Here is an 18,642-nt window from a genome sequence, read left to right on the forward strand (position 1 = left end):
AATTACGCTAAACATTTATCTGGAATCGATCATGCTTTCAATTTTTAAAACCTTTTTCTGGCTTGGCTGGATTAGCTTTGGTGGACCAGCAGCACACATTGGCTACTTCCGTAAAACCTTTGTTGAGAAACTGAATTGGTTGTCCGACGAAGAGTACGGGCAGATTGTCGCTCTTAGCCAATTTCTACCGGGCCCAGGTTCAAGCCAAGTTGGCTTTGCGGTTGGCTACAAGAAAGGTGGATTAACAGGTGCTATTGCTGCATTTGTCGGCTTCACTTCCCCATCTGTGATTCTGATGCTGATATTGGCGTTAGTCAGCAACCAGCTATTGGAAGCACCACTTTTCAATTCAATCATTCACGGGCTTAAGTTATTAGCGGTAGTGGTTGTGGCTGATGCAACCTTTGGTATGTACAAGAACTTTTGCCAATCGAAGATAGCAACCGCCTTATGTGTGATTACCGCGATTGTTCTGCTACTGATTCCAGGCATCTGGCCTCAAGTTTTAGTGCTTCTATTTGCAGCGATGATTGGCAGTAAGTTCTTGACATCTCAAGAGCTCAAAACGATACCTTCAACGCAAAAAATATCGGTAACGCCTCTCGTGATTTTTGTTGCTTTGCTGGTTGGTCTGCCTCTATTCAGTGCTTACTCTCAAGGTATTGAAGTATTTGGCCTATTCTACCAAGCAGGTAGCTTAGTATTCGGTGGCGGCCACGTAGTACTTCCGTTGCTACAAAATGGTATTGGTGACCAACTGTCTCAAGATGCCTTCTTAACAGGTTATGCAGCAGCACAGGCAGTACCAGGGCCTATGTTTACACTTGCGACTTACTTAGGTTATGTATTGATGCCATCGGCACCGATCACAGGCGCACTACTCGCAACGATTGCTGTGTTCTTACCGGGCTTCTTATTACTATTAGGTGTGTTGAAAAACTGGCAAGCAATTGCGAGTAAACCTTTGGTGGCTGGCGCTCTTACTGGTGTGAATGCGGCGGTTGTCGGTTTATTGTTGGCAGCGCTATATCAACCGATCTTCACAAGCGCAGTGAGCAGTGGTTTAGACTTCGCTTTGATCATTGTTGGCGTGTGGCTACTAAAAACAATGAAGATGCCAATCGTATGGATGGTAGCTCTGTTTATTGCAATAGGGTTTGGACTCGGAGTTATTTAATATAATGCCCACTAATTCTAATTAGTGGGCATTATAATTTTCGGATTATGAGACCGTTGAGATAGTGGTTATTCTTCTATCTGTGTAGAGGCTGGACTGGCATCGTCTTGGTTAAAAGACTCTGGGGGAATATACACATCAGCACGTCTGTTTTGAGCTCTACCTTTTGAGGTTTTGTTACTTGCGATTGGCTCAGACTCACCCAATGATTTCAGGGTCATTTTCTCTTTTTCAACACCGTAAGTGAAAAGCTGTTTAGACGTACTTTGAGCTCTCTCTAGCCCCAACCCTTGGTTGTAAGCTTCACTACCCACCCAATCGGTATGGCCTTCAACGGTCACTAGGTAGTCATTGTCTGCGAGATGTTTTGCCACATCAGCAAGCACTTCACGAGCAAGAGGGGTCAGATAATAACGATCAAAGGCGAAGTTAACACGAGCAACAAGCTGACCTTTGTCACTATCAAAGCTAGCAATACCAAGGTTTGATATATAAGTGAGACAATCACTAGGATCAGTGATCAACTGTGAGCGCTTAAGAAGCTCCCACTTGAGAGCTGGATCATGACTTCCCTCATGAATTTGCCAATAGCCATCACGATGACTAGCCACCCCTTGAACTTCACCAATTTCGATGGTGTGAGAATACTCTGAAAAAGTATTCCCACAATATTCTACGACCTGATCACTAATCTCCTGCCCATAACTAGAGAAAGAAACAAGCATACCTAGTGCTAGCATTGTATTTTTCATCTTTACTCACCCGTATAGTCTCGATACACCAGTACCTCGAGATCCTTTTTGAATTAGCTCTTCGATTCGTTGTATTAACTCCTCCCTATCACTAACATCAATAATGTCTGAGCCAGGGTCAATCACACAATCTTGAAACCCACTTTGATCACTTGCATTAAAATCAATGCCAATCACGCCGATGAACAAACTGCCGTTCTCAGTCATGAAATGCTCTCTAGCCTCATCACAAAGGCCATTATCGACTAAGTTAGGGAGTATTCCATTATTAGGAAACTCCTGACCATCACTAAGAATGATGATAATTTTCAACTTTCCGTTGTACTCTTCAATTTCCTCAGGTGTCGCGCTACTGTCTGGTTGCCCATCATTGAGTACCTGTAAACCGCGAATCAAGCCTTGATAGGCTGCAGTATTCCCACCTGCATTCATACCTTGCACAACCTCAACTTCATCAATATCACTCGTTAAAGGAAGTACATAGTGTCCATTACCTGTTGTTCTTACCATTCCAGAGTGGTAGAGAACATTGTCGGCAGACCTAAAATGAAAGTTAAATTCAGCATCATCAATCTTATTATTGAACATGTCATCTACTGAGTTTGAATAGTCAACTAAGCTTGCGATCTCAAGTCTTCGTCCATTCATGCTCATAACACTTTCAACTGTTTTCGCCTCATAAAACTGCCAAGATTCTTGAGTTGGACAAGCGTCCACATCACTGGCACAAGCACGAACAGTATCTCGTGACTTATTGGCCCAATATCCCCAATCCACCTGCTCATAGGTTCTAGTAAATGAACCGTCCGCTTTATACCTTAATTGACTACCCGCATAGAGCGAGTCTGATATTTTGTCTTGTACTCTCAAATTAAAAGGAACTATAGCTAATCGGTTAAGGATAATCGTATCTCCAGCCCGAGGTACAAGTATTCTCAAAGCTAGCTCGTCAACCGCAACTTTCAGAGAATCAATTTTTTTTGATATGCTTGAAGTCCCCTGTGACCAGTTACGTGTCATAGAGCCTGAAAAATCAGTAACTAATACGACATCAACGATCTTATCGCCGAGATATTCAGGGTATTTTGCAGCTTCCGCCTCACCAAATAAAGGTTGAGTGTCCTCAAACGATGGTACGAGGTTGAGAGCAAACCATGAGTCATATACCGTCGTTGCATCAACGTCATAACCAATTATCTCTGTATTATCGTTTTCGAGTGTTGGTGCTTGATAATTGCGCTTTGTTGTCACCTTCACGCTACGAACTTCTCTTACATAATCTTTAACATAAAGCTCTGCCATCTCTTGTGCACTTGCAGCTTTATCATCAATAGTAATTGCAAGTGCAGCTGCTTGTGCTGAGTCGCGTAGGCGACTTGACTCAGTAATATATCTAGCCCCCTCGACAGCAAAAAAAGTGACTCCTAAAATAGGGACTAACGACAAACCTAGCCAGACAGCAGCAACGCCTGCTTGCCTTTGTAAGCTGATAAACTGTGATTTCGCGTGTCTGTTCATACTACCTCCCTACCATCACTGAACTGGATGATATGATCATTGTTGAAGATGAAGGATCTCCCCAAACACGCGAAAACCACGAATCGCTTTCAACACAAAGTGATACTTGGTAAAGCGGAAAAATGATCCCATCCTCTTCAGGAACCAATTGTGTTTTTTGCTCAATACCAAGTGATGAACAGCCTAAAGTGCCATATCTTGGCGAGGCAAATACACTCCGTATTGTTTTGTCTTGTAATGATTCAATTTGAATTGCAACATTGTTACTATTTGTATTTAACAGTCTCCCCGAGATACTCTGCATCTCAGTTAAGTCCTGTTGAGATAAATTAAAACGCTCATCATAAAAGCGTGTTCGCTCTTTTAAAACATTTACGATAGAGAAGGAAGCTCGATCAAGTTGAGCACGAACTATAAGCTTATGGCTTACATCAGTCATGAAGTAGAAAAGTGCAATAAGTACAATCAGTACCAAAAATAACTCTATACTGAACGACCCTTTACATTTATGAAAAGACGTATGTTTGGTCATATTCATCACTCCCACCCCTCGTGCTCTAGGGTTAGCACAATCGTTCTTTCTATCGGCTCTTCTTGTTGTAAAAAAAATGGCCAAATTGGTTTATGGTTATAAACTAACTTGATCTCAGCAATATTATACCCTTCATCATTAAGGACGAGCTCCGCGTCTGATGCACTGACATTTGAAATGAAATCCGCATAACTTTTATAATAAAGTCCAGACACCTCAAATTCGTCTTTAGGGGAGAGAAATGACCATAAGGCATCTGGGGAGTTTTTTACCGACTTCAAAACAGTATCATAGCTATTATATGAAGAAGATCCTTGATGTACTGCTGCAGCTCTTACTGATTCCCTCAAAGAATATTCGAGTAAATTAATTGCATAAATACGATACCCCATTTCAAATATCATCACAGTTGCAACAATTAAAACAATCGCACCAAGAGAAAACTCTACCGTGGTTACTCCTCTTTCTTTATATTTACACTTCAACCATTTCATATTAACCACCTACTCTAAGTTGAGCGGGGAGATCACTCTAGCTATTTGTTGTAGCTCTCTTTGTGAATACTCTTCACCGAGTAACTTTTCAGCACTTCGCATATCACCTAATTTAATAAATGCAATAGCTAGGTTAGCTCTGACTTTTTTATTTGCTGGGTTTCTGTTGTAAACAGGAGAGAGAATTCTTACAACCTCTGAATATTTATTTTCGGCAAACTTAACCATGGCTAAATTATTTTTAACCGCAATATCATCATAGCCTTTCATTCGAGCTCTATTAAATGCATTTTCAGCGTGAGGGTATCTTCCCAGCATACAATAGGAAATCCCCATCATCATTTGAACATCAGAGCTTTCATTGCCTATCTCAACAGATTTTCTAAAACTGTCTACCGCCAAATTATCTAAACCATCGTGGTGGTAAATCTCCCCTCTTAATTGCAGTAAATCTTGATTTACTACACCCTGACTAATCAAGTAATCTGAATAAAACCGAGAGGATTCAACATCCCCAAGTTCAAAGTAGGCTAGCGCTAAGGATTGCATAATTTTAAAGTCATTTGGGGTTTGAGAAAGTTCGTACTTATAAGCATCAACTAAACCTTCGTAGTTTCCTATTTTCTTCAAACTCTCTATATCTGCATAGCCTTCACTACCTGGTTGTGGTGAATTTGACACACAACCGGATAGAATAAAGAAAAATAGTAACACCATAGTTTTTAAAATAATCATAACTGTGCACCTAAATTAAAATTCATCTGTGACACGCCCGGAGCCAAAATAAGTATCACGATAGGGAACATGATTAGTAAAATTAATGGAATACTCATTTTCGCAGATAACTTCCCCATCTTCTCCTCTATATTAAGCAATTGCATCTTTCGCATATCTTCCGCAAGATCTGCTAGTATATTCGCAACGGAAGAACCATACTGTATATTTTGGATAATGGTTAAAACAAAACTAGAAACTTCTGGAGCGGGAAGTCGATTAGATAAATCATTAAGAGCCCTATCAATACCTTTAATCTTCCCGGAGTCGGCAGTAATTTTAACTTGATAACATAAGTTTTTATCAAAACCTTGAAGTTCCTTAGCTAAATAAGAAAATGAAGCTTCTATTGTCATTCCGGTTTGGACACAAACAGCCATCATATCCAATAAATATGGTAGGTTTTTTGATATTCTTTTCACCACTATCTTTTTTCTTAAATCAAGTATCATATCAGGTAAAATTACAATCGTTAGTATTCCTAAACATCCATATAACGCTAAGTTCATTAAAGATATATCTAACCAAAGTAAATAGATTGTATAAACTGCGATCAAGAAAATTTTAAATGGGAAGTAAAGTATAGCGAGACCTTTGGTGTGAAATCCCGCATCTTTGAGTCTCTGCTCCAACTCTTTACGATTCTCCTTACCAAACTTAACAAGGAAACTCCCCATTTTATGTGTATTACTTTTTCTTTTGTTTAATCCAAAAAACTTATCCATTCGCTTTTTCTTTCGGCTAACAAAATACAAATCAATGAAAAGTACTGAAAGTATGATGACCAAAGCCACAATTCCGTAGGTAATCATAACTTGACCCTCTTAACTAGCAACCAAACAATGAATAATCCCAAGACCTCACTACCAACCACATAATAAAGAATCCACCTACCCTCAGGATCATTTAAAATAAAATCGATATTTGCTGGATGAATTTGACTTATTATTAATACAAAAATAATTGGAATTGCGGCAACCACTTTAGCTGAAATTCGAGCTTCCGAGGTCATTGCCATTTTTTTCATCTCCATGGTTCGCGCATCAACAAGGACTCGAATCAACCTAGCCAATACACCTTTGAGCTGACCACCGCGACTTAAGTTAGCTCGGATAGTAATAGTAAAAAAGATATACTCAGGATAAGGAAATGCGCGACACGATCGCTTAAGAACATGCTCTGCATTCTCACCCAACTTCAAACGCTCCCCCATATCTTTAAACTGCCGACCGATCTCTCCTGACATATTGTCACCAACAAAACAAAATGCCTGCATCAAGCTTTCGCCAGCAGTTACCGCACTCATAAGAATATTTAGTGCATCAGGAAACGTTTGCTCAAAATTTCGACGTCTTTTATTTTTTAAGTATTGATAACCGGTAAAAATTAAGAAGCAGGCCAGCAAGGCAAAGTAGAGATAAGAGTTTAAGGTTAAGAAATTAAAGATAATAAGGTAGGAAACCCAAACCGAGAGAATGACATATACAATCGCAATAAAGTTACCTCTTGGACCAAGTACCTCTATGGTGGGAGAGAGATCATGCTTAAACTCAGACCAGCGTTTTTTGCCAATAAGAGATTGGAAATTAATCGCGTCAATACCCTCATCATCAGTTTGAGCTGCCGGAAAATAGTTTTTAACTTTTCCTTTCTTACTCGGGATAAGTAAAAAGCACGCAAAACCAAATAGTATGAGAGACAGCCACAATATATTCATGAACCCTCACCTCTAAATGACTGCATCAACTCATCATATAACCCATAGAAATGCGCTTTTTTAACCAGTTGCGACCGCTGCATTATCCCCTCTGTTGTGAACTTACCTCGAACTACCTCGCCGTAATTGACCTCGTCATACTGAAAAGCAAAAATTTCTTCCATCACAACGCTGTCACCCTCTAGGCCGACAATTTCTGATATGCTAGTGACCTTTCTCGTTCCGTCTCTAAGTCGGTTCACCTGGACAACAACTTCGATCGCACTAACTATTGCTCGTCTAATCGCATCTAGCGGTTGGTTTAGGTTCGCCATCATGACCATAGACTCAACACGGCCAATAGCATCTCTAGGAGAATTGGAGTGTAAGGTTGACATAGAGCCTTCGTGACCGGTGTTCATTGCCTGTAACATCTCAAATGCCTCTGAGCCACGACACTCCCCAAGAATTATTCTATCGGGTCGCATCCGCAGAGCATTAATAACCAAATCTCGCTGCGTAACCAAACCTGTACTTTCTATACTCTCGACTCTCGTTTCCAAGCGAACTAGATTCGGCTGTTCTAAGCGAAGTTCAGCCGCATCTTCGATAGTGACAATACGCTCGTCATCGCTAATGTATTGTGAAAGAGCGTTAAGTAATGTTGTCTTACCAGAGCCCGTCCCTCCAGAAATAAGTATATTAAGTCGACACCGTGATGCGATAGAAAGAACTCTAGCCATATCAAATGACATAGAATCAAATTCCACCAACGATTCTAAATCAATATTTTGCTCTCTGAACTTCCGAATCGATATCGTCGTTCCATCAAGAGCAATTGGAGGGATGACGATATTAACCCGACTCCCGTCAGCTAGGCGAGCATCAACAGTTGGAGAAAGTTCATCGACACGTCGACCAACGCGCGAAGCGATCTGTTTAGCTATATTTAATAGTTGGGCCTCATCAACAAAAGTAATATCCGAACGCTCAATCTTGCCATGCTTTTCAAAGAAAACATTATTTGGTCCATTAACCATAATATCAGTGATAGCATTATCATCGACTAATGGTTGAATTGGTCCTAAGCCAAATAACTCATCCAACATACTTTTGACAATACTAGAACGCATCATCGTGGTTACGGGACGTTCATAACTTTGAGCAAGTACATCTACTGCACTTTTGACTTGAACTTCAAGCTCGCTTCGAGACATACCCTGAATAGCCTCTACATCTAAAGCCTCAAAGATCTGCATCCGAAATGACGAATAAATCTCTTTATTAGAACTCATCTACCCACCAATCGAGATAGCCAGCCATGTGGCTTGCCAGAGCTTTGTCCATTAATTAGGCTCGTCAGTTCTTCAATCGCATTATTGACGCTTCGTTCATGCTTATGAGCACGCTTACCTTCAATCAGCAAATGAGAAAGCTTCTTGCAATACACCATATTTAGATCAACTTTCGCACCAAGATATTTATCTAGGTCTGACTGCTCTATAACGAATGTACTTTCAGGACGATGATGATTAGCAAAAGTAACGACTCGGATTCGCTTACCGATTGAAATCTGTTTTTGCTCTAACGTTTCTAGGAGAGATTTTGCGTTGCGAATAGAAGAAACTGAAGGCTCAAAAACCACGACAATAACATCATAAGTTTCCACGAGTAGCTGAGGGTCAACTCTGAAATCTATGCTGCCCGAAAAGTCTTCGATAATGAAGTTGGTATTTCGGCTCATCAGTTCACATAATATCTGGTTGTAATTAAATATTTTATCTTGATTACTCTCTCCTTGAAGAGCAAGTAAGCGAAATGATTTACGAACTTTAGTCAAATATGACAACGCACCTTCGGTGTCTAACTCATGAATAGGAACAGCAAATTCATCAATTGCTTTTGAGCGAAAATCTTCTAACCCCATTAACACATCAATATTCGAATCACTGTACTGGTGATCGACCAAAATCGTATCAATATTTTGCGATGATAATTTAGAGCCTAGTTCAGCAGTGATAAAGGAAGTACCAATCCCTCCCTTACTACCAACAACAGCTACCCTCTTAGCTTTTCGTTTTTTACTAACTCCGGTATATGTCTCTAAATTTTTATGTACATTCATAACAAAATCAGAGAACTCGAGCTTATTTATCGGCCAGAGTAAGTAATAAAATCCCATCTCTTTTAGATCTCTAAGAGTCGAGATAGAGTCTTGCCCGCCAATAACAATAACGCCTTTTCGTGTTGGTAATTTACTTGCTATTTCCTGAGCATCAACCAAGATATCTTGGGATTCTGTTAGATCGAGTATGACGATATTATCCGTTTGTTCAGAATAGAACTTGGGAGACAAAGCTTCCCTCTTAATGCAATGCGGCTCATTCCATCCCTCAAATTGAAACATCTCTTTGACTAAATCTGAGCATTCTTTTGATTGATAAATCAGAGCACAACTAGCAGGGCCATTCGTTAGCTCAACAACTTGAGGTGTTGTGTCTTTTATATTTTTGACGAGATCAAACATAACTAGATTCCCTCTACCAATCTTTCCTTGTGAGCGACCTGACGAACTCTCGCTGCCTCAGAGAAACAATTACGGCTAAATTCCGAGCCTTCTATTTGGGGAATATCACACTTTTGGGTCACTAGAGCGTGATAAGTGATCGTAACTTTAAGATCTTTACTCTGTTTTCCGTTTTGTTGAATCACAAATGATTCAGCTGCCAAAGGGAGACTAGGAAAATAGGCGACAGCTTTGGTCACAACTTGTTTACCTTGATTGGTACGATACTCAAATAGATATGAAGCTCCAGGATCAACCTCCTGCACTTTCTGCAACAAACCTACAAGCTGCGCCTGCGTCTCTCTCAATGACATCACAGTAAATGTATAAGTGTGCGTTTCTGGGTAAACCAAATATTCCACGCCTTTTCCATTGAAGTAACGTTCAGTACAACCAGAGAGCAGCAATATAAATAAAACAGCAAATAAACAATGTCTCATCGGATAAACCCTCCTTCAGAAAGCAACTCAATTGCCGGCTCATTCCCTTTGATGGCCGGAGTCGGATCTCCAATATTTAACCAACGGTAAAAGGTCGATGTGCGCTGTATTTGTGGAATTTGAACATCTTTACTTTTTAATGGTTTAACCAGATTAACGGTTGCAACAATGATCAACTCGGTACGACGACGATCCGTGTTTGATTTTCTGAATGCAGCACCAAGTAATGGAATGTCTCCGAGCAACGGTGTTTTCTGTAGCTCTTCTAAGTCAGAACTACTCATTAAACCACCCAAGACAAAGCTATCACCATCTCCTAACTCAACAGTTGTCATTGCGCGTCGGGTAGCCAATTGCGGAACTTCAATGCCTGCTGCTTGAATATAACGTTCAACTTCACTCACTTCCGGCATAAGTTGCATGCGAATTCTTTCGTCACTATGTACCTTTGCCGTAAGCCCGAGGCGAACACCATATTCACGGAAAGTAATGTTAATAGCGTCACCAGTAGCGACAATAACGGGTATCTCACCACCAACTAGGAAACTTGCCGACTCTCCAGAAACAACCGTCAAATTTGGTTCAGCAAGGATTTGAGCTATATTTTCATTCCCCAAAGCAGTAATAACTGTCGTCAAGTCTGCGGCATCAAATTGTTGGAATAAAAATTCCCCAACGTTAGCCCCAACACTTGACCAATCAACACCAATAGTTTGCCCAAAGGTTTCAGTTACTTGAGCCACCGAAATTTTAACGTTAACTTGCTGTACAGAAGCTACTTTCAGTTGTTCAATGATTCCATCCCACGTCATGTTTCTTGCAAATATGAGCGATTCAGATTCTGGTACAGAGATAGTTTCACTCTCATACGTGAATTGCTGAGTATCTTCATATCGAGCTACTTTATCCCTAGACAGCAATGTAGCGATTAGACGGTATATATTGTCACGCTCTTCCTCACTATTTACGACACCACTGACAACGACCTGCTCACCAATAGACTCTATTTTTATATCAAGATTTGGATAGAAAGCGCGCAACTGTCTTCGTACGTGACTCAAGTCAATATCGACAACGATACGCTCGGAAAGCAAAATCTTCTTACCTTCTCCATAAATAATTATCTTTGATTGGCCTATTTCCTTAGCGAATACAACGATTGTGTTCTCATCCACGACGTTATAATCAGCAATATCAGGAGCACTAATGAAAACTGTGGATATCGGCTCACCAACTCGAATGTGATGACCGTCATTTTGAGTTATGTAGGTATCTGCGTTCGCTTTGAATGAAAGCGATATGCATAACACTATCAACCAGTATTTAGGTAATAACTCTAAGAGTTTTTGTATTTTCATTAGAGTTCATCTCCCTGATTGGATAAACGACTTGCCCCTCTTAGCTCTGCAACTCCACTGTAGTTTTCAATAACATTTCGTACATCAGCCTGAACCGGCTTTTCATATTCATAAGAACGATATACTTCAAGGTGCATCGTCTTCTCGGCGATAGAAAGTCTTGCTATATCAGTAGGATCTATCTCTAATATTATGATAATGGCGTCTTCTTGGCTTGCCTGAGTATCGGCTCTTATCAAAGAGTCACTTTCTTCGTTTTGCTCTACACCCAGCACTTTGGCATTTCTTAGTAAATGTTTTGCATGTACCCCTGTATACTCAATTGTTGCTTCTTCTACAGAGAGATTATCTTGAGGAGAGCTTATTGCTAGTATGTCTACAAAGACACCAGGTCTGATATAACCGGCGACCAAATTTTCACGGCTCACCTGGAGAGGAAACGGCTCTTTTCCGTCAGAAATCAACAAATCTATATAGCCTGCATTTCCTTTTGCTACTTGAAATTCAGGCATCACTAAACGGCCCGCAGTTATATTTCGGTTCAGTAACGTAGAGGGGGAAAAATCGAGTTCAACGTCTGAGCGTACGCCTTTTTCTAGAGCCAAATCTAACAAGACTTGTTCTCTAACGACCTGCTCAGAAGACACAGGCTTGCCTCTATCTAGATCTGTCTTCGCACGCCAAATTTGGACGTAAACGTCTTCTTTTTTAGGTGAGGTAACGGCATTTTTAGTTTGATTGTCGTTCGGATTTAAAAGTAAACCGTATACCCCTAAACCTATTGCAATCAAAGCAATGATAATGGCTAATCTGGAACGCATTACACTTCTCCCACATAGATGTACTGCATTATCGAAAAGACAAACCCGAAAGATATTGCTATACCATACGGAATTCCGAAAAGTTTAATTAGTCCTAATTGAAACCGATTATCTATGAATTGGAGAATCAAATAAACCAGAGCTAACAAGCCTCCGATAACAGTTATTACTACATATGTATAAGGCCAAAAGCTTGAGGGGGTTGCTAAACTCAATGCAGCCATTAATTTAATGTCTCCGCCACCGATCACTTTTAAACCATATATAATCAAAAGCACAAAATACAAAAACGCTAATGAATAAATATACTCAATAGAGAAATGATTATGACCAATTAACATAGATAGAAACAAAGCACACCCAACTGCTTTATTACTAATCCGACGAAACTTTAAATCTGAAAATACAACATATGAAAGCAATAATAATAAAGAGCACAAAAGCATGTGCTCTGTGTATTTAATCTGTCCCATAAATAATTTTTCTTAAGGACTAATATTAGGTTAATTATTCTTTAAGAAGCTTCGCTTCCTGCCCTAATTCTGTACCCAAGTTTTTAAACCCAAGAGCCAGTTCATCAACGAAACCTTTATCGCTGAAAAAAGCTGTCACTAACAAAACAGCCATTGCAATAGCAATCAAACCATATTCAATAGCTGTCACACCTCTCTCGTCTTTTCTTAGATCAGCAATAAAATTTGTCGTATACACGTAAAGTTTAGTAATCATGATGCCATCCTTTTTTCATGCTTCTAGTGCAAAGCAATTAGATCTTAGTAATCAGATCACTTTCTCACATTCGGTTACTATCGGTTTCCCCGATATCCAAACCCAAAATACACGCGATTTAAAAGTGGTTATTTTTTCATATTACCTATCTAATTAATTTAAAGGGATTTAGCTTCTAAATTAATATTTATCCTTGAAAATTAAGTTTATTGCACCTAAAGTCAAAGTGTGATCTTCGTCACATTTTAATTTCAAATAATGCCAATTCAAATTATTAGTATTAGCCTAATACTTACGGTGCAAAGTCTGCAGGAGGGATATATGAGGCTCACTTTAGACAATTTAATCTCATTTCATACTGTTGCCTCTGAAGGTTCGTTCAGTTGTGCTGCGAGGAAACTAGGTAAATCGCAATCAACGATAAGTGGAGCGATAAAAAATCTAGAACAAGATTTAGGATATTTTCTTTTTGATAGAGGTGGTCACACGGTATCATTAACCGATAAAGGAAAAAAAATATATGCGCTAACCACACCAATAATAAGCAAACATAAAGAGTTAAGTAACATTGCTAAAAATCTATCAAATTCAAATTTAACAAAAATAAAAGTAGGTATTGACCTACTAATGCTAAATTCAAATGTAAGAAATGCTCTTATTGAATTTTCTGAGGAGTTTCCAGAAGTTGAGATAAACGTTGTAACAAAACCAAGCTATATTTTAGGTGATTATATCAATCGTAAGAAAATTGATATCGCGATAGGAAACCCCTATCACAAAACCATCTATAACTTTAATATAGAAGAATTATTTTTAGTTAATTGCATTTGGGTGGCGAGTAAAGAAGTCGTTCAAAACTCAAAATTCAATTCAAAAAACAATCGATTGTTATTGCTTGATGGATATAAAGATATTATTGATTATTCCATCATTTCAAGCCATAACATTTGGGTATTGGATGATATTAGTACTATCCTTGAACTCTGTAGCGCAGGGAAAGGGATAGCCCTTCTTCCACAGCATATCATTGAAACCAAAACAGTAATGAACAAATTAATAAAAATACCCAGTGATACTCAATTGTTTGGTAAGCAAATATATGCGTCCATGATCTGGCCATTGCACAGTGAGTTTGGAAAATATCATCAGTGGATTCATAACAGACTAAGAAGTACCTATCACCTATGAAACATGAACAACAGCTCTATTAAAATATGAAGTATCTCTGTCTTTCAGCTTCATTGATATTAATTAGTTTTAATAGTGAGATCTCAGCGAAAGTGACTTATATGAGAGACTCGATAAACTCTTATGAAGAACTGCAAGAAAATCAAAGATTGCAGCGAATTGTGGTTCCGAAAAGCAAAAGAATACACGAAATACGAGCTTCCAAGACCGATCCACCCGTACTTCTATCCCATAAAATCACTGACAGCGTCAGCAATAAATATACAATATATCAAACTCACATTGAGCGTTCTGCAACAAAGTGGGAAATTCCATCATCATTAATCGTTGCTATGATACACGCCGAAAGTTTCTTCGACCCAAATGCTGTTTCCCACGCCTCTGCTATTGGATTAATGCAAATTCTTGTTAATGGTGGGGCTGCTGAAGTTTCACGCGAACTTTATGACAATAGACCTATCAGAGCACAAGATCTCTTTATCCCTGAATTCAATATTGATGTAGGGACCGCTTATTTGCATCTCTTGGAGACGAAGTATCTCAACAACATTCGCTCCTCTAGCGCGAGAAGACTACTAGCAATTGCTTCCTATAACTGTGGCTTATCTAATCTAATGAAATACTCCTTCGGTGATAAAGACATCAGTTCATTCTCCAAAAATATCAATAAGTTATCAGTTGATGAGTTATATACAATGCTAACAACACAATTACGTATTGCAGAAACAAGAACTTACGTAGCAAAAGTGTACAAACTAAACAAGCAATACCAAGCCTTGCTCAACTGATGCATATATTCTTATATGGCGATGGCGATCATTAAATTTCTAACCTAAAATTTGAATTGATAACAGCTCTGGTAATTGAATACAGTGGCAGGGTTGTTTCGATAATATCTTATAATAAACCGTGGACTTACACGTAGCGGATACCGAATCAAAAATAGCTGTAATTTCTTATCAATGTGGCTACAAGGATGTGTCGTATTTTTCAAGAATTTTTAAGAAAAGGACGGGCGTAACCCCTGCAAGCTACAGACGTGCCTGCACAGATAACAGAAAACGCTAATTTTACTCCCTAAAAGAAAAAATCATGGTACATTTAACATGATTTTAACAAAAACAACCAAAAATAACTTAGCGAAAAACATGGAGTTAGACAATGATTCAGCCTAACGAGTTTAGCCAAGAACAAGCAACAGCTCTCCCTACACCCAATGACATGATTTTAAAATGGGCAGAAGAACGCCCAGATGAAGTCTATTTGAAACAGATTATTAACCGCCAATTTGTCGAGTTTACTTATAAAGAAGTAGCCGACAAAGCTCTGAAACTGGCGTCAGCATTAGAAGGACTCGGAGCCCAACCTGGCGATCGAGTCGCTCTCGTATCGAAAAACTGTGCAGAGTGGTTCATCTGCGATCTTGCCATGATGTTAGGAGATTTTGTCAGCGTCCCAATCTTTCCAACAGCGGGTGCAGATACCATTCAGTACTGTATTGAACACAGTGAAAGTAAAATTGTGATTGCGGGTAAGCTTGACGATCCTAAGGCCACTCAAAAAGTACTTGATGACAATCCGAGCTTAGTGAGTATTTCACTGCCATACGACAGCGCAGCGAAGTGCCAACACACTTTCGAGCAGCTCATTGATACACATGAACCATCAACCAAACGTCCTCAGCATCACGACGATAAGCTGATGTCACTTGTTTATACATCGGGTACATCAGGGCTACCAAAAGGCGCAATGCTCACCTACGGCGCGTTTACTTGGTCTGTTCAAAGGTTGATTGACCATATAGGAATCCAACCTGGCGACCGCCTGTTTTCTTACCTACCGCTTGCTCATATTACAGAACGCGTTTACATCTTTGGTTCTTCAGTGATGGGGGGCGTGGTTACGGCTTTCCCTGAATCTTTAGACACCTTTATTGATGATGTGAAAATGCATCGCCCTACGCTGTTTATTTCAGTTCCTCGCTTATGGACTCTGTTCCAGCAGCGAATCCAAGACAAATTGCCACAGAAGAAACTGAACTTCTTACTGAAGATTCCGTTTATCAACAACATCATTAAGAAGAAACTTGCTGATGGCTTAGGGTTAGACCAAGCTCGCGTTCTTGGATGTGGTTCTGCCCCTGTATCACCTGCTCTACTCGCATGGTATGAGAGCGTTGGCCTGCACATTACCGAGGCATGGGGCATGACAGAGTCTTTCGCCTACAGCACGCTCAATTACCCATTCAGAGCCGATAAAATTGGTACGGTTGGTAATGCAGGTCCAGGGATCGAACTCAAAATAGCTGAAGATGAAGAGATTCTAGTTCGAGGCAAAGGCTTATTCTCTGGTTACTACAAGAATGATATTGCAACCCAAGAGTCTTTTAACTCGGATGGTTGGCTTCATACCGGTGATATCGGTGATATCGATAGTGAAGGTTACCTAACGATTCGTGGGCGTAAGAAAGATACCTTTAAAACCGCTAAAGGTAAGTTTGTTGCCCCTGTACCAATCGAAAACAAACTGTTTGAGTACAGCCGCGTAGAAATGATGTGTTTGATAGGTCTTGGCCTACCTGGTCCAATCCTACTTGTGGTACCGCATGACTTCCCTAATTTCGATCGAGCTCGCTATGAGAAAACGACAAAGCGCGTTATCGAGAAAATGAACGAGCAGCTTGGTTCACACGAGAAGATCAAAGGTGTATTGATGATTAAGGAACCATGGAGCATTGAGAATGGCGTGTTAACCCCGACTCTCAAAATCAAGCGACATATCCTTGAGCAGAAATACCATGAAGTTGGCCATAACTGGCCGAAAGATAAATTGGTGGTTTGGGAAGAATAATTAAAATCGAGAGGGAGCCATTATGGCTCCTTTTTTGGCAGCAAAGTACGCTCAACCTTAGATTAGCCAGTCCCTCCCCTAACACTCCCACTCACTCCCAAAACGATTTTTTCAGTTCCTTATCAACTTGTTCCTGTGTAATCCCGATATCTCTAAGTAAATAATCGGGTAGCTCAGACAGTTGCTTTCTGGTTCTACGATTTTGAAAGTACAGGCCTAATTTAGAATAGAATTTCTTAATTGATAATGATGAAAAAAATGAATGGTTGGTGTTTGCTGTTGCTGTGATCGTATTCATAGCCTTTCTCCTGTTGATCTTTTGTTTTGTTATGGTCAATAATTAATCAACAGAGCAACATCGACAAACGATAGATACTGGCATTCAGTTAAGGAAAACTAATGTGAGAGCGCGCACCCCACCTTTCCAAGGGATATACTATTTTTATACTGCGGCTGAAACAGGCAGTTTTAAGCTTGCAGCAGAAAAGCTATTTGTCACGGCTGCAGCAGTCAGCCAACAAATTCGCCAACTTGAAGAATGGTTAGGCGCAGACCTGTTTATTCGTCAGCACCGAAAAATAGTACTCACTCATGAAGGTGAAGTGCTTTACCTGCAAGCTAAGAAAGGCTTTGCTCATATTCAAGATGGGGTAAGACGCATCAACCAAGATCCTAATCCCACTCAGCTATCGATCTCTACCGTACCTTCCTTTGCTCAGCATTGGCTCGTACCGAGAATTGGCAACTTTCGCGATCGCCACCCTGATCTATCTATGTTAATTGAGCCGACCAATAAGCTAGTCACATTTGAAGATTCTAATGTCGATATCTGTGTTCGATATGGTCATGGAAATTACCCTAACATCGAATCACGCTGGTTGATGGACGAGGTCATTTACCCGGTTTGTCACCCTATCTATCAAGAGAAACACGGTATCTATGACATCGACGATCTGCATAAAGCGGAACTGATTGAAGACCGTTGGCCTGATATGGATTGGAATCTATGGTTAGACGTTGCTGGGGCGAAGGCAGGACGTTCATCATTGCAATTTGACGGCTCACATTTTGTTTTAGAGGGTGCATTATCCGTTCAGGGCGTTGCCTTGGTTAAGCACAGCTTGGTGTATCGCTATTTGCAGGAAAAGAAACTCGTCCGAATCGGTAATATCGCGCTGAAGCCTAAATACAATTACTTTTTACGCGCGCCTCCAGGTTACTTCCATCGAGAAAAGATAAAACGCTTCGAAGAATGGATGCAGACTCAAGTTAAATTGTTTGGTGATACAGGTAGAGAAGAGCTTTCGATTATCCACACCGATTACGAACTCAAATGGTCGGATAATTCATAAAGCGAAACTGGTATACTTGGCTCAAATAAATGGCGAGAACATCTCATGACACAAGACAATAATCCACTTCACGGTATCACGCTACAGAAGCTACTGACTGAATTGGTTGAACATTACGGTTGGGAAGAGTTGAGTTACATGGTGAACATCAACTGCTTTAAAAAAGACCCAAGCATTAAATCGAGCTTAAAGTTTTTGCGTAAAACAGATTGGGCTCGTACCAAGGTAGAGCAGATTTACATCGACTTAAAGCGTTAATCTCTCCCTACTTTATCTGTCCCGTGTTGATTAAATACGGGACAACCCCTGTGTCTACTTTTTAGGGGCCATATCAATATCACATCTCGCATCTCGCATCTCGCATCTCGCATCTCGCATCTCGCATCTCGCATCTC

The 18,642-nt window shown here is 40.0% G+C and carries 21 protein-coding genes and 1 pseudogene; 7 read left to right on the top strand and 15 right to left on the bottom strand.

Annotation, left to right across the window (positions count from 1 at the left end; genetic code table 11):
* The first annotated feature begins 31 nt into the window (after positions 1-31).
* The gene (chrA, locus tag AB6E54_RS11480; protein WP_229647661.1) at positions 32-1,177 is read left to right on the top strand and encodes a chromate efflux transporter; all 1,146 of its coding nucleotides are present in this window, start codon (positions 32-34) and stop codon (positions 1,175-1,177) included.
* 68 nt (positions 1,178-1,245) lie between these two features.
* Here the strand turns inward: chrA and AB6E54_RS11485 are convergent, their stop codons facing one another.
* Genes AB6E54_RS11485 through AB6E54_RS11550 form a run of 14 tightly spaced genes read right to left on the bottom strand, consistent with a single transcriptional unit; the run spans position 1,246 to position 12,857 of the window.
* Positions 1,246-1,929, bottom strand: coding sequence for an OmpA family protein (locus AB6E54_RS11485; RefSeq protein WP_241910067.1), 684 nt, complete (start codon positions 1,927-1,929; stop codon positions 1,246-1,248).
* A 6-nt stretch (positions 1,930-1,935) separates the two neighbouring features.
* Positions 1,936-3,447, bottom strand: a complete 1,512-nt coding sequence (locus tag AB6E54_RS11490) for a pilus assembly protein TadG-related protein (RefSeq protein WP_372106437.1) — start codon at positions 3,445-3,447, stop codon at positions 1,936-1,938.
* A gap of 1 nt (position 3,448) precedes the next feature.
* Positions 3,449-3,979 carry a tight adherence pilus pseudopilin TadF gene (gene tadF, locus AB6E54_RS11495; RefSeq protein ID WP_065584053.1) on the bottom strand — a complete coding sequence of 177 codons (531 nt, stop codon included), beginning with the start codon at positions 3,977-3,979 and terminating at the stop codon, positions 3,449-3,451.
* Positions 3,980-3,984: 5 nt separating this feature from the next.
* Positions 3,985-4,473: a TadE/TadG family type IV pilus assembly protein gene (locus AB6E54_RS11500; RefSeq protein ID WP_372102539.1), complete on the bottom strand. Its 489-nt coding sequence runs from the start codon at positions 4,471-4,473 to the stop codon at positions 3,985-3,987.
* 9 nt (positions 4,474-4,482) lie between these two features.
* Positions 4,483-5,208, bottom strand: a complete 726-nt coding sequence (locus tag AB6E54_RS11505) for a tetratricopeptide repeat protein (RefSeq protein ID WP_372106439.1) — start codon at positions 5,206-5,208, stop codon at positions 4,483-4,485.
* Positions 5,205-6,059 carry a type II secretion system F family protein gene (locus AB6E54_RS11510; RefSeq protein ID WP_372102536.1) on the bottom strand — a complete coding sequence of 285 codons (855 nt, stop codon included), beginning with the start codon at positions 6,057-6,059 and terminating at the stop codon, positions 5,205-5,207. Before AB6E54_RS11510 ends, AB6E54_RS11505 begins: the two co-directional genes overlap by 4 nt.
* The gene (locus AB6E54_RS11515) at positions 6,056-6,958 is read right to left on the bottom strand and encodes a type II secretion system F family protein (protein ID WP_083190212.1); all 903 of its coding nucleotides are present in this window, start codon (positions 6,956-6,958) and stop codon (positions 6,056-6,058) included. Before AB6E54_RS11515 ends, AB6E54_RS11510 begins: the two co-directional genes overlap by 4 nt.
* A gap of 2 nt (positions 6,959-6,960) precedes the next feature.
* Positions 6,961-8,238: a CpaF family protein gene (locus tag AB6E54_RS11520; RefSeq protein ID WP_065584029.1), complete on the bottom strand. Its 1,278-nt coding sequence runs from the start codon at positions 8,236-8,238 to the stop codon at positions 6,961-6,963.
* Positions 8,235-9,470, bottom strand: a complete 1,236-nt coding sequence (locus tag AB6E54_RS11525) for a CpaE family protein (RefSeq protein WP_372102534.1) — start codon at positions 9,468-9,470, stop codon at positions 8,235-8,237. The genes AB6E54_RS11520 and AB6E54_RS11525 overlap by 4 nt, the downstream gene beginning before the upstream one ends.
* A 2-nt stretch (positions 9,471-9,472) precedes the next feature.
* Complete coding sequence (locus AB6E54_RS11530) at positions 9,473-9,949, bottom strand: hypothetical protein (RefSeq protein WP_065584031.1); 477 nt, start codon at positions 9,947-9,949, stop codon at positions 9,473-9,475.
* On the bottom strand, positions 9,946-11,307 hold the full coding sequence (locus AB6E54_RS11535) for a type II and III secretion system protein family protein (protein ID WP_065584032.1): 1,362 nt from the start codon (positions 11,305-11,307) through the stop codon (positions 9,946-9,948). The genes AB6E54_RS11530 and AB6E54_RS11535 overlap by 4 nt, the downstream gene beginning before the upstream one ends.
* On the bottom strand, positions 11,307-12,128 hold the full coding sequence (cpaB, locus tag AB6E54_RS11540; protein ID WP_065584033.1) for a Flp pilus assembly protein CpaB: 822 nt from the start codon (positions 12,126-12,128) through the stop codon (positions 11,307-11,309). The genes AB6E54_RS11535 and cpaB overlap by 1 nt, the downstream gene beginning before the upstream one ends.
* Positions 12,128-12,601, bottom strand: coding sequence for a prepilin peptidase (locus tag AB6E54_RS11545; protein WP_065584034.1), 474 nt, complete (start codon positions 12,599-12,601; stop codon positions 12,128-12,130). Before AB6E54_RS11545 ends, cpaB begins: the two co-directional genes overlap by 1 nt.
* A gap of 34 nt (positions 12,602-12,635) precedes the next feature.
* Positions 12,636-12,857 carry a Flp family type IVb pilin gene (locus AB6E54_RS11550; protein WP_065584035.1) on the bottom strand — a complete coding sequence of 74 codons (222 nt, stop codon included), beginning with the start codon at positions 12,855-12,857 and terminating at the stop codon, positions 12,636-12,638.
* Between the two features lie 321 nt (positions 12,858-13,178).
* Here AB6E54_RS11550 and AB6E54_RS11555 point away from each other — a divergent pair, with 321 nt between their 5' ends.
* The 4 genes and pseudogenes from AB6E54_RS11555 to AB6E54_RS11570 all read left to right on the top strand — a co-directional run bounded on the left by AB6E54_RS11555 (position 13,179) and on the right by AB6E54_RS11570 (position 16,895).
* Positions 13,179-14,045: a LysR family transcriptional regulator gene (locus AB6E54_RS11555; RefSeq protein ID WP_017060824.1), complete on the top strand. Its 867-nt coding sequence runs from the start codon at positions 13,179-13,181 to the stop codon at positions 14,043-14,045.
* Between the two features lie 101 nt (positions 14,046-14,146).
* Entirely contained in the window at positions 14,147-14,833 is a 687-nt protein-coding gene (locus AB6E54_RS11560; RefSeq protein WP_157939983.1) for a transglycosylase SLT domain-containing protein, read from the top strand.
* A 136-nt stretch (positions 14,834-14,969) separates the two neighbouring features.
* Positions 14,970-15,113: pseudogene (locus AB6E54_RS11565) on the top strand (helix-turn-helix domain-containing protein); the annotation flags it as partial.
* A gap of 93 nt (positions 15,114-15,206) precedes the next feature.
* Positions 15,207-16,895, top strand: coding sequence for an AMP-binding protein (locus AB6E54_RS11570; RefSeq protein ID WP_086775617.1), 1,689 nt, complete (start codon positions 15,207-15,209; stop codon positions 16,893-16,895).
* Positions 16,896-16,986: 91 nt separating this feature from the next.
* Here the strand turns inward: AB6E54_RS11570 and AB6E54_RS11575 are convergent, their stop codons facing one another.
* Complete coding sequence (locus AB6E54_RS11575) at positions 16,987-17,193, bottom strand: DUF1127 domain-containing protein (RefSeq protein ID WP_372106442.1); 207 nt, start codon at positions 17,191-17,193, stop codon at positions 16,987-16,989.
* 103 nt (positions 17,194-17,296) lie between these two features.
* On the opposite strand from AB6E54_RS11575, the gene AB6E54_RS11580 reads away from it, so the two are divergent.
* Positions 17,297-18,247 carry a LysR substrate-binding domain-containing protein gene (locus tag AB6E54_RS11580; RefSeq protein WP_372106444.1) on the top strand — a complete coding sequence of 317 codons (951 nt, stop codon included), beginning with the start codon at positions 17,297-17,299 and terminating at the stop codon, positions 18,245-18,247.
* A gap of 45 nt (positions 18,248-18,292) precedes the next feature.
* On the top strand, positions 18,293-18,505 hold the full coding sequence (locus AB6E54_RS11585; protein ID WP_012604684.1) for a VF530 family DNA-binding protein: 213 nt from the start codon (positions 18,293-18,295) through the stop codon (positions 18,503-18,505).
* Positions 18,506-18,642 lie beyond the last annotated feature (137 nt).

It is taken from the genome of Vibrio sp. 10N.247.311.49 (assembly GCF_041467655.1).
GTDB classification, from domain to species: Bacteria; Pseudomonadota; Gammaproteobacteria; order Enterobacterales; family Vibrionaceae; genus Vibrio; species Vibrio crassostreae_C.